Source organism: Cellulophaga sp. L1A9, assembly GCF_009797025.1.
Lineage (GTDB): Bacteria > Bacteroidota > Bacteroidia > Flavobacteriales > Flavobacteriaceae > Cellulophaga.
This window is the reverse complement of record NZ_CP047027.1, coordinates 4697794-4710549: the sequence shown is the minus strand read 5'-3', so window position 1 is coordinate 4710549 and position 12756 is coordinate 4697794. Positions and strand designations below refer to the sequence as shown.

16 protein-coding genes are annotated in these 12756 nt (G+C 32.2%); all 16 read right to left on the bottom strand.

The genetic code is table 11. The features are described from left to right. Nucleotides 1–10 precede the first annotated feature (10 nt). The gene (locus GQR94_RS20665; protein WP_158978797.1) at nt 11–637 is read right to left on the bottom strand and encodes a hypothetical protein; all 627 of its coding nucleotides are present in this window, start codon (nt 635–637) and stop codon (nt 11–13) included. A 2-nt stretch (nt 638–639) separates the two neighbouring features. After that, nucleotides 640–1803: an RHS repeat domain-containing protein gene (locus GQR94_RS20660; RefSeq protein WP_255451574.1), complete on the bottom strand. Its 1164-nt coding sequence runs from the start codon at nt 1801–1803 to the stop codon at nt 640–642. A gap of 641 nt (nt 1804–2444) precedes the next feature. Further along, nucleotides 2445–3053: a pentapeptide repeat-containing protein gene (locus GQR94_RS20655; RefSeq protein ID WP_084470753.1), complete on the bottom strand. Its 609-nt coding sequence runs from the start codon at nt 3051–3053 to the stop codon at nt 2445–2447. 3 nt (nt 3054–3056) lie between these two features. After that, a complete protein-coding gene (locus tag GQR94_RS20650; protein ID WP_233268525.1) occupies nt 3057–3644 on the bottom strand; it encodes an RHS repeat-associated core domain-containing protein in 588 nt (195 codons plus the stop codon). Nucleotides 3645–3942: 298 nt separating this feature from the next. Further along, complete coding sequence (locus GQR94_RS20645) at nt 3943–4422, bottom strand: SMI1/KNR4 family protein (protein ID WP_158978795.1); 480 nt, start codon at nt 4420–4422, stop codon at nt 3943–3945. A gap of 11 nt (nt 4423–4433) precedes the next feature. Beyond that, the gene (locus GQR94_RS20640; RefSeq protein WP_158979733.1) at nt 4434–4982 is read right to left on the bottom strand and encodes an RHS repeat-associated core domain-containing protein; all 549 of its coding nucleotides are present in this window, start codon (nt 4980–4982) and stop codon (nt 4434–4436) included. 169 nt (nt 4983–5151) lie between these two features. Then, entirely contained in the window at nt 5152–5736 is a 585-nt protein-coding gene (locus GQR94_RS20635; protein ID WP_158978794.1) for a hypothetical protein, read from the bottom strand. A gap of 4 nt (nt 5737–5740) precedes the next feature. Then, nucleotides 5741–6379 (bottom strand): RHS repeat domain-containing protein, encoded by a 639-nt coding sequence (locus GQR94_RS22855; protein ID WP_255451529.1) that lies wholly within the window; start codon nt 6377–6379, stop codon nt 5741–5743. Between the two features lie 341 nt (nt 6380–6720). Beyond that, on the bottom strand, nt 6721–7041 hold the full coding sequence (locus GQR94_RS20625; protein ID WP_158978793.1) for a hypothetical protein: 321 nt from the start codon (nt 7039–7041) through the stop codon (nt 6721–6723). Next, complete coding sequence (locus tag GQR94_RS22530; protein ID WP_255451573.1) at nt 7042–7665, bottom strand: RHS repeat-associated core domain-containing protein; 624 nt, start codon at nt 7663–7665, stop codon at nt 7042–7044. It abuts the gene before it with no gap. Between the two features lie 174 nt (nt 7666–7839). Next, entirely contained in the window at nt 7840–8430 is a 591-nt protein-coding gene (locus GQR94_RS20615; protein WP_158978792.1) for a hypothetical protein, read from the bottom strand. Then, entirely contained in the window at nt 8430–8969 is a 540-nt protein-coding gene (locus GQR94_RS20610; RefSeq protein WP_158978790.1) for an RHS repeat domain-containing protein, read from the bottom strand. The genes GQR94_RS20615 and GQR94_RS20610 overlap by 1 nt, the downstream gene beginning before the upstream one ends. Before the next feature lie 263 nt (nt 8970–9232). Beyond that, the gene (locus GQR94_RS20605; protein ID WP_158978788.1) at nt 9233–9664 is read right to left on the bottom strand and encodes a hypothetical protein; all 432 of its coding nucleotides are present in this window, start codon (nt 9662–9664) and stop codon (nt 9233–9235) included. Nucleotides 9665–9666: 2 nt separating this feature from the next. Further along, nucleotides 9667–10686 carry an RHS repeat-associated core domain-containing protein gene (locus GQR94_RS20600; protein ID WP_158978786.1) on the bottom strand — a complete coding sequence of 340 codons (1020 nt, stop codon included), beginning with the start codon at nt 10684–10686 and terminating at the stop codon, nt 9667–9669. Between the two features lie 694 nt (nt 10687–11380). Then, nucleotides 11381–12061, bottom strand: a complete 681-nt coding sequence (locus tag GQR94_RS20595; RefSeq protein ID WP_158978784.1) for a hypothetical protein — start codon at nt 12059–12061, stop codon at nt 11381–11383. A 34-nt stretch (nt 12062–12095) separates the two neighbouring features. Beyond that, nucleotides 12096–12641 (bottom strand): RHS repeat-associated core domain-containing protein, encoded by a 546-nt coding sequence (locus GQR94_RS20590; RefSeq protein WP_158978782.1) that lies wholly within the window; start codon nt 12639–12641, stop codon nt 12096–12098. Between the last annotated feature and the right edge of the window lie 115 nt (nt 12642–12756).

The following is a 12756-nucleotide window of genomic DNA, read 5'->3' as shown; positions in this document are numbered from 1 at the left end:
AGGTTGCTTTCTATTCAATAAGTAAATCGTAAAAATCTTTTAAATCCTTTTTAAGATGTTCTATATAGTCTTTGCTAATTTCTTGAACAACTTTAAATGCTTCTTCCAAACTTTCATCATTTATGTATGCAATACACATATACATTCGTAAATGATATTCTGTATAATTGTCTAGTAGATATTCCTTTAAAATTTCTGTATTCTGCAATTTGTTTTTTAATTCAATTGCTAAATCAGTAAAACGCAAATACTTCTCCCTATTTTCTTCAACTTCTTCAACGTTATCATAAGATTTAAACCAAAATCCAGTAATATCTATGTTGTGTTTGTTTAGTATTTTTTTCCAATCGGTTATTAAAAGTGCAGGTCGACTAAAATCTAATACCATATTCCCTTTTTTTTCTCTCAATTTATTATCAAATTTTTTAAATATTTTATCCAACTGTTTATTAGTGAATTCATATTTAATATGTTGAAAGCAACTATTACCTCTATTCTTTACATCAAAAACAAAATCTGCACGATAATCCTTGTCGTTATACTTATATAGACTAAGTGCCTTATTAGGTTTAAAACCATTTTTGTTTAAATTATCGCCTACTATTGATTGTATTTTTTCTAAAATGTCGTTTTTCATTTTTATCCTTTGGGATTTAGTACAATTGTCGTTATTCCATCTGTAGAAGTTCCTTTCAAATCTTTTGGCACAGAATCTCCAGTTCCAAAAGTTCCCTGACCACTATCAATAAGAGCATCTTTGTCTCTCTGTAAAGGACTTCTTCTTGCAGAATTACCTTTAACCTCTCCGTGATAAACTTTACCTGTTCTATTATTTCTGAACAGCGTATCCATATATCTGTCTCCTTTGGAAGTTTTTACGTGTATTTGAGTGCGAATTAAATCAACTTTAGGATTTTTTTCTAATTTATCCGCAATAATTTTCTCAAAGTCTTTTCCAGGCATTGAGTCATCTCCCCCTTTTTTCATAAACTTACCTTTAGAGTCTCTTGGTTGGCAATCCAAACCAAAAACATCTACCAAACGGTTAGGGTCTCCTACAAAGGCATAAAAATTAAATTCACCAGAATGTAACCCAATCGGATCTTGAGATATATAAATACCTTGATCAGGTGCGTAATACCTAAACCTGTTATAATACAACCCAGTTTCTACATCCTCGTACTGTCCTTGATACCTAAAAGGGCAATCTGCCAATGAACCTGTTACAAGTTTACGTACTTTTCCGTAAATATCATATTCAACTTGCCAAGTTTTTTCACCTTTACTATTGTACATTTCTACAGGTGTCCCTAAATAATCTGTAATAATAGAGTAGGTGTCTTCTTCTGTAATTTTGGCTGCGGGTTTAAAGCTATTTTCATCAAAAACCCATGTAATTAAATTTTGAATGGGTTCTGGTTTGCTTGTGCTCAGTAACCCAAATTCATCTACCACTAAATCTGGTCTGATTTTTAGTTTGTAGTGCCATTCGTGCAACGGTACATTACCATCCCAAACAAAACGGGTAATTGTACCTTGATTGCCAAATTTAGGCTGATCAATTTTAGCGGTTCTTCTGCCTAAAGCATCATACTCAAAACTTATTGTTTGTTGGTCTGGGCGTTCTACAGCTTTAAGCATTCCGTTGCCATACCATTGGTACTTATAAGTGCCTTTCGGGGTTCGTTTTATGACAAGGTTACCCTCTTCATCATAATGGTATTTGGTTCCATTAGCTTCTGCTAATTGCCCGCCCGCATTGTATTTACGGTCTGTTTGGTTTTTGTTTACGTTGCAAACGATTCATTTTTTGCCTTAAAATCCAATATTTTTTGTTGCAATTCTAAACTCGATTTTTTAAGTATTTAATGTTCGTTTTATTAGAATTTTACAGCGTTTTTAAATGATGGACTTATTAATAATTACGCCATTTTGGGGGGCTGTTTTTATTGCGATTTTCAATCTGATATTTGCATTTTTTAAATGTAATTTTTGACTATTATTTGAGTTTGTAAAAGTCATTATTTCTATAAAACGAAACGCTTTTTTAGATTTTCTTTTTAAACCGCTTTAGCGGTTTGGGGCTTTTTCTTGTTTGTAGTCTGTTTTTTTTGATATTATGTAGGCTTCCTTTTTTACTCGTTTTGGGGTTTCTGTTCGGTTTTTTTGTCTTTTTTTTGGGGCTTTTTTTTGTGTTCTTTTGGGACTTTTTTTGTGATGTTTTTGCCCACCAAAAAACCGCCTAAATACTACGAATACTGGGCAGAAAAAGAAAAAGGGGCAAAAATGGGCGGAAACGCCCTAAAATAAAAGGATTGAGAAAAAAGAGGTAAATATTAATAACTTTCTTTAAAATGGCTGAAAACAAAGTTTTTGAGTATAAAAAAGCAACCGTTTTGGTTGCCTTTTTATGATTTTTCCTTAAAATTGTTTTAGAAGTATTGTCAGAATTGAGGAACATCCATTTTTTCAAACTGCTCATCTTTGGGTTTGTTTCCCTCAATTTTAATTCCTCTTAAATCACAATTAACGAATTTTGTGTTAGTAAAATTGCAATTGTAAAATCGAGAAGCTCTAAATTCTTGATTTCGGAATACAGCATCTGTAAAATCACAGTTGTAGAACTTGGTTCTTCTTCCTCCGTACTCGTAGCCATAAGTTCCAATCCCTAATTTTGCATTTACAAAACTACAATTTTCAAATATTGTATCGTCTGCATTGATTACTAATTTTGCTTCTTGAAAATTACATTCTTTGATTTGAGATTTATTTATTGAACATCTGTCCAATTTTGCTTTCGTTAGAATTACTTTTCGCCAATCGCTTTGATTTGCTGAACCTGAAATAGTAGAATAAGATAAATCAACATTTAATAATTTTGATTCAAATAAATAAGACTTTCTTAATTGTTCTACTGGCGATTTGTTGTCTATTACAATTCCTGACAAGTCCGTATTACTTATTTGTGCTCCTTTTTCAGTTAGTTTAGTAATAACCTTACTCATTTCTACTAAAAACTCTTCATCTAACCACTTTTCTTTTGTTTTCTTCATTCTTTACCAAATTATAGGTTCTACAATATCTGCTAAACCATCGTATTTTCCTATTCCAGTTGTCTTTGATGAACCACCGATATCAAATATGGCAGATTGACCATCTAAATCAGGAAAGTAAGCATCGGGTCTCATTCTTCCAGAACCTGGAATTGTTTTATCAAAACTTGAAACTGGAAACAAATCTTCATATTTCCCTTTCATCCACTTATTCATTCTTCGGTCAATAACTCTACCTTTTATCAACTTGGCAAAATTGGGGTTTGTACCAGCAAAGTGTCTGTAGGCTTTAGCCCATTTAGTATCACTTGATTTTAACCACCGAGTTACAGCAGCCGAGACTGATGAAGTTTTTTGAGATATTTCGTTTTGAATTTTTTTGGCTTTAGAACAATCCAACCCAAAAGGGTCAACTTCGGAATTGCTATCAAAAGTGTACGCATAGAGATTCGGATTGTTTCCAGCAAGCCCAATCGGGTCTTGAGATATATAAATACCTTGATCAGGTGCGTAATACCTAAACCTGTTATAGTACAGCCCAGTTTCTACATCCTCGTACTGTCCTTGATACCTGAAAGGGCAATCTGCCAATGAACCTGTTACAAGTTTACGTACTTTTCCGTAAATATTTTATTTGGCTAGTTTTTGACCTCTTTACCTTGTGCTAGTTGGTGTTTGAAATTAAAAAGCTATCTAAATGCTTAGATAGCTTTTTTGTTGTTTCTTACTTTATATGGCATTCGTTGCAAACGAGCTAGCAGGAGAAGTTTTCATCATAAAAAAATCCAAAATATTTTTATATTTATAGCTTTATAATTTTCTTATTTATATTGCCATTAATTACAAACTAGTAATAGAGCCATACTATATGGTAAAGCGGGCTCATATACTATCTCATCTCTTCTTGAATTTTATTACAAAAATCTAAAAATGATGGTGCAACATTGGTTATATTTTTTGGGTTCTCGTGTTGGATATAAACAACAACACCAGTTTTTGACTCAATACAGAACAAATTTCCACTAGAATCATTACCAAAAGGTAAGTATTTAGAACTGATATCTTTTGCTCTCAAATCTGCCTTAAATGATTCCCACATTTTTAATATAGAGTTTTCCGAGTTAGAAATCTCAAAAAAAGCTCCTACGTCCAACAAATTATATTCATCCCTCCTAACTTCATAAAAAGAATCTCTATAAAAAAATGCTCCAAATGGAAAGACAACACCATTATATTGAGTGTAAAATAAAATAAAGTCTTTTTTTCCTTCAAAATCAAAAGGAATGCTCTCTACAATATCCTCTTCAACTAAAGTTGACTTAGTTTCATTAAATGTTAAATTAGGGTCGGTAAAAAATTTACTTTTCATTCTTTATAATTTTATTTGCAAGCTTTGGCAATTTTAGATGCATCATCTGTATTATATTTTACTTTGTGATGATTTTCAAAATCATTAACACCACCTATGTGACTTTTTTTATGTGCTTCAAGTGAAACTAATTGCATTCTCATGTCACCAGTATCTGGGTTATAACTTACATGGTGAGAAATCCATTTACTTGAATCAAAGCTTTCCTTTAATCCTGCTGATTTATATAAGGCTACTTTGTCTGCATGATGGTAACCTGTCGCTTTAACCGTAAAAGTCCCTTGTGCTTTGGGATGTAAAGATTCATTCGGAAAAGTTATATGTTCAGCCAATCCAAAAGGATCTATCCAACCGTTAGAATTGTGCACATAGCTGTACATATTGGGCATTTCACCTTCAAGCCCAATCGGGTCTTGGGATATATAAATGCCTTCTTCAGGAGAATAATACCTAAACCTGTTATAATACAACCCAGTTTCTACATCCTCGTACTGTCCTTGATACCTAAAAGGGCAATCTGCCAATGAACCTGTTACAAGTTTACGTACTTTTCCGTAAATATTTTATTGTGCTTGCCAAGTTTTTGGCCTCTTTATCTCACGCTATTTGGTGTTTAAAAACACAAAAGCTACCTAAATGTTTAGATAGCTTTCAATGTATTTTCTTATTTAGACATATTACTCGTTTGCAACGAGTACTAGAGATGCAATTAATTAAATTATTCCATGTTTACATCTCAGCAATGTTAAAATCATATTTATCATCTTCTCTAGGGTCTTTATATCCAAATAATTCTTCCACTTCTTTTAAAATAAAGGAAAAACCAAAGTTAGCATTAGGATATTCTAACTCTTCTTTGCGCTTGTAACCTATTACATCTACTAAATATTTTCCTTTGGTGATATCAAATCTAAGAGAACCATAACACAATTCTCCATCTAAGGTTTCATAGGAATTAAAATCTTTATCGCTTGTGTAATCTTTTGACTCCCAATTATGGAGATTACTCAATGAACCTACCCATAAACTATTATCTTCTCCAACTTCTAAGTTAAACCCTTCTATCCTATGAACTTCAATCCAATCTTTATTTAATGTTTTGTTAATTTCAATTGTGTATTCTACAGAATCTATAGGTAAAATTGGAAGCCAAGCACCTTGCCCTATTGACTTCAGATACTTATTATGATTATTTTGGAAGAAACTTAAAATTTTTTTACTTCTTATTTTTTCTTCTTTTAAAAATGAATTTATCTTATCTGTTGAAGAAAGATACAATCCATAATCGCTTACTTCTAATTGTCTATTTTTCATATTATCATTTACAAGGGATTTTAGCTTTTTTATGTAATTCTTGTAATTTCTCTATTCCCTCTAAAGGTGTTACATTTTTAAGTAGTTTGTTATCTGTGCCAGGTATTTTCATAAAACCTTTTATATTAATATCCTTGTATGCTTTTTTAGCAGCTTCAAAAAATTCGTCTACACTTCCTTTAAACTTACTTCCATGATAAGGTATTCCTTCATCAATTAATTTCCTGTGAAGTTGTTTATGTAAATCTGCTGTTCCAGCACCTTTATTAGGAAACCAAGAGATAGCTTTATTGGGAGATAACTCTCCTATTCCAAGACTTTTTGCTATACTTCTAGGCATTAAATGGTGCCCCAATCCTGAACCTAGTAAATCTGAATACAGTCCAAATTGGTCAACCCAAGCATTGCTGTCGTGAACATACGCATATATATTTGGCATTCCACCAGCCAACCCAATTGGATCCTGACTGATATACGTTCCACTATCAGGTGAATAATACCTAAACCTGTTATAATACAGCCCAGTTTCTACATCCTCGTACTGTCCTTGATACCTAAAAGGGCAATCTGCCAATGAACCTGTTACAAGTTTACGTACTTTTCCGTAAATATCATAGAGTAATAAATTTTTGAAACAATACAATAAAAACTGCAGCTGTTGCTGTGGTTTTTGTTGTATTAGTTGTGTTTCTTACTCATGCTTGTCACAAGCAAGATGCTTGCGCTAGCGGTGGAATACTACAATGTTAATAACTTTTAGGTTTATAGCTAAATACAACGTTTTTGAGCAATAAAAAAACCACAACGCTTACGCTGTGGTTTTTTCTGTTTTGTTATTTCTTACTCTTACGGGCACGGATTACAAATCCGCGCTAGCGGGGCAACTAAAAATCACAACTTTTACATTTTAGATTTGCTCTAAGTGTTTTTTTAATCTATGACCTAATTTAGGGCATTATCTCCTTTACCCTTTGCGTAGTTGATTCATTCCCATCTACGAACAGCTGTATTATCGTAAAAATAATTTAATTGTTTTTCATCAATATATTTATTATCATGTAAATAATTAATTATATCATCTGCGATTTCTTGGTCTTCTGCACACCCTGTAGATTTTGCTAAAACTAATAATGCTTTATTTATAGCATCATTATTTAACTTATTTAAATCTATAATTAAGTGTTTAATTTTTTCCTTGATAAGTTTATTTGTTTTGTAATCATCATTACCTTCTTCAAAAGAATTTTCATAGTAATTTTGAACTTCTTTTTCTATTGCTTCAATTTTTTTAAAATAATCTTCCATCTATTTACAAATTTTATATGCTCCTTTTGGTATAGCTCCTTCAACTAATACTTCTGCATCCTTAGTGGCATATCTTAATGCAGGCATTTTTAACTTTTTACCTGTTTGAGGGTCAACCCCACTAGACATGTCAAAAACTTTTGATGAGCTTAACTTATCTGTATCTATGGCAATTATAGTACTAGGGTTTACTTTACCTCTTTTAGGGTTTGGTTTTGCATAAAATTCAGCAGTCCCTTTTTTCTTGGTAGTAGATATGTATTTAGTTTGTAGACTTCCATCGTCTATATGCTGTTGTATAGTATGTGTTGAACTAAGGCTCTTAGGCTGAATAGCTTCCCCTGCCAAGGCACTAGCTTCTTGACCACCATTTAATGCTCTAAAAATAATTATTAAACCAAAGGGATCAATTTGAGAGTTACTATCAAAAGTATACGCATAAAAATTCGGATTATTTCCTGCTAATCCAATTGGGTCTTGTGAAATATATACACCTTCATCAGGTGCGTAATACCTAAATCGATTATAATACAACCCAGTTTCTACATCCTCGTACTGTCCTTGATACCTAAAAGGGCAATCTGCCAATGAACCTGTTACAAGTTTACGTACTTTTCCGTTAATATTGTATTTTGCTTGGCAAGTTTTTGACTTCTTTATCTCTCATTAGTCAATTCTTAAAACACAAAAGCTACCTAAATATTTAGATAGCTTTTATTATTGTTTCTTACTGTGTACGGCACTCGTTGCAAACGAGCACTAGCAAGGGTTTTCAATATTTCAAATAACCTTTGATTATTAAAACGTTTGAATTTCTATAAACTTCAACGTATCTATTCCTTCGGATTCGATTACTTTTTTAAACTTCTCTGACACTATTATGCGATTCATATTGCTAGGTATAAATAAATCTATATCTATAGGATTCTCTAACTTATAAATAGAATCTTCACTTTTTATTAAATCGATTGTTGCTTCTTTTATTTTGATGCTATAAAATACACTTAATTCATTGTGTAGATTAGTATCGTCCTCTCCGTCTTCTATATAATCAATCGGCTCGCCTGTTTCAGGAAAAAAGGCAGGGTCTTCATGTTTTTGATTCCAAGATTTCCAATCAATATTGACTATCTTTTTAAATATTGTATAATGAAATTTATCTATTCCAGTAATATTGTTTTTAAGTAAAACAATTTTAACGTTTTCTGATAAGACGAGATTAGTGGAATTTACACAATATATTTCTGGAATGTATGAACCAGTTCTTTCTATTTCGTGAATATCAATATCATTATAATCGTCATCCATAACGGTTAAAAGGCCAGAAAAAAGAATATCGCCATAATCGCCCCAAGGCATTTCTCTATTTTTTAAAATATAGTATTTCATTATCCTTTACACTTAAATTTTGTTTTTGTTTTACGTTTATATTTTCTAGCAAAATTCCTTGAAGATTTAGGAATATTATTATCTTTCATCATCTTCTTTAATTGGTTTTGAAGCGATTTTTTATTGAATTTTTTATTGTCAGCTGCCCAATCCTTAAATGTATCATTCCATTTTCCACCTCCAGCACCTTTATGAATTGCTTTGTGTAAACTTTCTTCAACAAAAGCTCCTTGTCTGTGAATATAATTTTTAGCGTTGCCTCCAGTTATCTGGTTTAATTGTTTCATAAAAGAAGGATCCTTAAACATTTCTTGTGGAATCAAATGATGCCAAGGCATTCCAGCTTCTCCAAATGGGTCAATCTCGCTATTGCTATCTCTTACATAAGAATAAAAATTAGGTTCTCCACTCTCAAGCCTTATCGGGTCTTGACTTATGAATACCCCTTCCTCAGCATTATAATATCTAAATCTATTATAAAACAGTCCAGTTTCTACATCCTCGTACTGTCCTTGATACCTAAAAGGGCAATCTGCCAATGAACCTGTTACAAGTTTACGTACTTTTTAGAGAAAATTTTATTTTGCATGGCAAATTTGGACCTCTTTATTTCGCGCCAGTTGGTGATTGAGAATACAAAAGCTATCTAAATGTTTAGATAGCTTATATTATTATTACTTACTCGATATGGCACTCGTTTTAAACGGCGGTAGCAGGGTCGCTATTATCTTTCATTTCTAAGCATTCCAAATTTTCAAAACTTAAATAATTATAATGTTTTTGTTTATGGATTATAACTTTTTTATTCAGGATAATCTAAATCTTTTGAATAATCGACCTCTTCTTCTAACCAACCAATTTCATTACACCAATTTTTTATATCGGATAGTAATTCTTTTGAATCAATTTCTTTGAACTTATATTTTTTTAAGGAATCTTCTAAATAATTGTAAAAGGTATGACCTAAATCGTGGCGTATTTCTGTCTTATACATCTTTTTATATTTTTCATAACTTGTGGCTATGTCTAAAGTCAAATAGGCATCATCTTTATCAAATCTTCTAAATGTTTTACGCCCAATTTCATCGGGTAAACATCTAAAAGCAAAACCGATTGTATTTGGTTCTTTAATATTTTTATATTTCTCATTTATTTTATCCCAAACAACTTCAAGTTCTTTTCTTAACTCAATAATAAAAGTTAGGTAAGTATCACAATTTACTGATATTCTCATAATTAATGACAAGCTTTATTTCCTGCTGGTAAAAATCCTTTCCAAGCTAAGTAGCCTTTTAATTTCATTCTTTCAAGCATTTGCATTAATTTTTTAGGCCCATTATGAGTTCCTACTTTCTCTAAATTCATTTTTTCTAACCATTTTAGGGAGTATCTTGTTTTTGGATTTTTTGTTTCTCCTAGCTTCCATAACTCACCCTCTTTCAAAAACATTTCGCCAATTGGCTGTTTTTTACCCCATTCCATAACTGGATACCAACCATCTTTTTTGGCTAATAAAGCATATAATTCTTTTAATCCAAAAGGGTCAATAAATGAGTTAGAATCGTGTACGTATGCGTATATATTTGGATTAGCACTTTGTATACCTAATGGATCTTGACTTATGAATACCCCTTCCTCAGCATTATAATATCTAAATCTATTATAAAACAGTCCAGTTTCTACATCCTCGTACTGTCCTTGATACCTATAAGGGCAATCTGCCAATGAACCTATTACAAGTTTACGTACTTTTCCGTAAATATCATACTCAACTTTCCAAGTTTTTTCACCTTTACTATTGTACATTTCTACAGGTGTCCCTAAATAATCTGTAATAATAGAGTAGGTATCTTCTTCTGTAATTTTACCTGCGGGTTTAAAGCTATTTTCATCAAAAACCCACGTAATTAAATTTTCAATGGGTTCTGGTTTGCTTGTGCTCAGTAACCCAAATTCATCTACCACTAAATCTGGTCTGCTTTTTAGTTTGTAGCGCCATTCGTGCAACGGTACATTACCATCCCAAACAAAACGGGTAATTATACCTTGATTGCCAAATCTAGGCTGATCAATTTTAGCGTTACGCCTACCTAGGGCATCATACTCAAAACTTATTGTTTGTTGGTTTGGGCGTTCTACGGCTTTAAGCATTCCGTTGCCATACCATTGGTACTTATAAGTGCCTTTCGGGGTGTATTTTACGACAAGGTTACCCTCTTCATCATAATGGTATGTGGTTCCATTAGCTTCTGCCAATTGCCCGCCCGCATTGTATTTACGGTCTGTTTGGTTTTTGTTTACGTTGCAAACGATTCATTTTTTGCCTTAAAATCCAATATTTTTTTGTTGCAATTCTAAACTCGATTTTTTAAGTATTTAATGTTCGTTTTATTAGAATTTTACAGCGTTTTTAAATGATGGACTTATTAATAATTACGCCATTTTGGGGGGCTGTTTTTATTGCGATTTTCAATCTGATATTTGCATTTTTTAAATGTAATTTTTGACTATTATTTGAGTTTGTAAAAGTCATTATTTCTATAAAACGAAACGCTTTTTTAGATTTTCTTTTTAAACCGCTTTAGCGGTTTGGGGCTTTTTCTTGTTTGTAGTCTGTTTTTTTTGATATTAGGCTTCCTTTTTTACTCGTTTTGGGGTTTCTGTTCGGTTTTTTTGTCTTTTTTTTGGGGCTTTTTTCTGCTTTCTTTCTGCTTTCTTTTTGGTTTTTTTGTGGTTGTTTTTACCACTTCAAAACCGCCTAAATACTACGAATACTGGGCAAAAAAGAATAAGGCGGAAAAGGGCGAAAACACCCGAAAATAAAAGGATTGAGAAAAAAGAGGTAAATGTTAATAACTTTATTTAAAATAGCTAAAAGCGAAGTTTTTGAGCAGAAAAAAAGCCAATCTTATAACAAATTGACTTTCTAAATTCTGTTTATTTGATATTTTCACCTAAAATAAGTATCCAATATTTTCTCTTTATTCTCTTTTCCGCCACCACCCGACATAATCTCAATGGCGATTTTATAATCTTTAGGGATTTCTCGATTAAATTTCAAATCTTTAGTTGGGTCTACATTTTTTCCTGCCTTATAGCATAAATATAAACGTTCATTTGTTAAAGGGAACACCGCTAATCCCATTGTTTCGTGATTATCTATAATATCATCCGCATTTAATGGAATATCTTCAACAATAACTTTATCAAAAAGACCGCTTGGGTGATTGTAAATACCTCCTTTGTTTAAATCCATTTCAACTAAGCTTCCTCCAGCTTTTGAACCTAGAATATAAAACTCTTTTTCATATTCCTTACCAATCCAAGTTTTAACTTTACGATTTCCTGAATGTCCTTTTATCCATATATCAGAATCTTCCCTGTCTAAATCAGGTATAGCTGTTTTTATTACCGAAGTATTACTATGCTTTAAAAATACTCCTGTAACTGCTTTAGTAAAAAGCGTTTCAAAAATACCAACATCAACTTTCCCCCAGTTTTCATCTTCTCTAAAGGCATTATAGAACCTTAAAAAAGGAGATTTTAACATTTGTGCCAACACAAATACTCCTTTACGTGTTTCTATACTTATTATTTTACCTTCTTTCCAAGGCGTTGCTCTTTTAGCCATATATTTTATCAATTTATTTTAACCGCTACAGCCTTTAACTTTCATTTTTATTATGGGCATCTGCTTTATCTAAATAATTTTGTCTATTCTTATTATTTGGACCAACAGGATTTTGTGCATTAGAAGTTCCTTTTAAACTTCCATCAGCTTCAAAACCTCTTTGTTCTAATCCTCGTGCAGTTTGTTTTCCGTCAACACCTTTTCCTATATAATCAGGTTCAGGCGCAACATCAAAGTCATCAAAGTTATTCCCATAACGTCTTTTTATAATAGCTTGAGCAGATAAATTATCTTTTGTTGGCGCACTTGCATAGCCGTGATAAGGCTTACCGTCTTTAATTCCTGAATATTTTACGTGTGTACGCCCTGAACCTGTGGCAACATCATTAAGTCCAAATGGGTCTATCCAACTATTTGTATCTGGAACATAGCTGTAAAAATTTGCCCCACCTTCAAGTCCAATCGGGTCTTGACTTATATATGTCCCGCTCTCGGGCGAATAATATCTAAACCTGTTATAGTATAGCCCAGTTTCTACATCCTCGTACTGTCCTTGATACCTAAAAGGGCAATCTGCCAATGAACCTGTTACAAGTTTACGTACTTTTTAGAGAAAATTTTATTTTACTTGGCAAGTTTTTGACTTCTTAATCTTGAGACAGCTAGTGCTTAAAAACACAAAAGCCATCTAATTT

Coding starts and splice junctions, on each gene's coding strand:
- GQR94_RS20655 (WP_084470753.1), bottom strand. CDS start 3,053: ATGAAGAAAACAAAAGAAAAGTGGTTAGATGAAGAGTTTTTAGTAGAA.
- GQR94_RS20615 (WP_158978792.1), bottom strand. CDS start 8,430: ATGAAATACTATATTTTAAAAAATAGAGAAATGCCTTGGGGCGATTAT.
- GQR94_RS20595 (WP_158978784.1), bottom strand. CDS start 12,061: ATGGCTAAAAGAGCAACGCCTTGGAAAGAAGGTAAAATAATAAGTATA.
- GQR94_RS20665 (WP_158978797.1), bottom strand. CDS start 637: ATGAAAAACGACATTTTAGAAAAAATACAATCAATAGTAGGCGATAAT.
- GQR94_RS20625 (WP_158978793.1), bottom strand. CDS start 7,041: ATGGAAGATTATTTTAAAAAAATTGAAGCAATAGAAAAAGAAGTTCAA.
- GQR94_RS20605 (WP_158978788.1), bottom strand. CDS start 9,664: ATGAGAATATCAGTAAATTGTGATACTTACCTAACTTTTATTATTGAG.
- GQR94_RS20635 (WP_158978794.1), bottom strand. CDS start 5,736: ATGAAAAATAGACAATTAGAAGTAAGCGATTATGGATTGTATCTTTCT.
- GQR94_RS20645 (WP_158978795.1), bottom strand. CDS start 4,422: ATGAAAAGTAAATTTTTTACCGACCCTAATTTAACATTTAATGAAACT.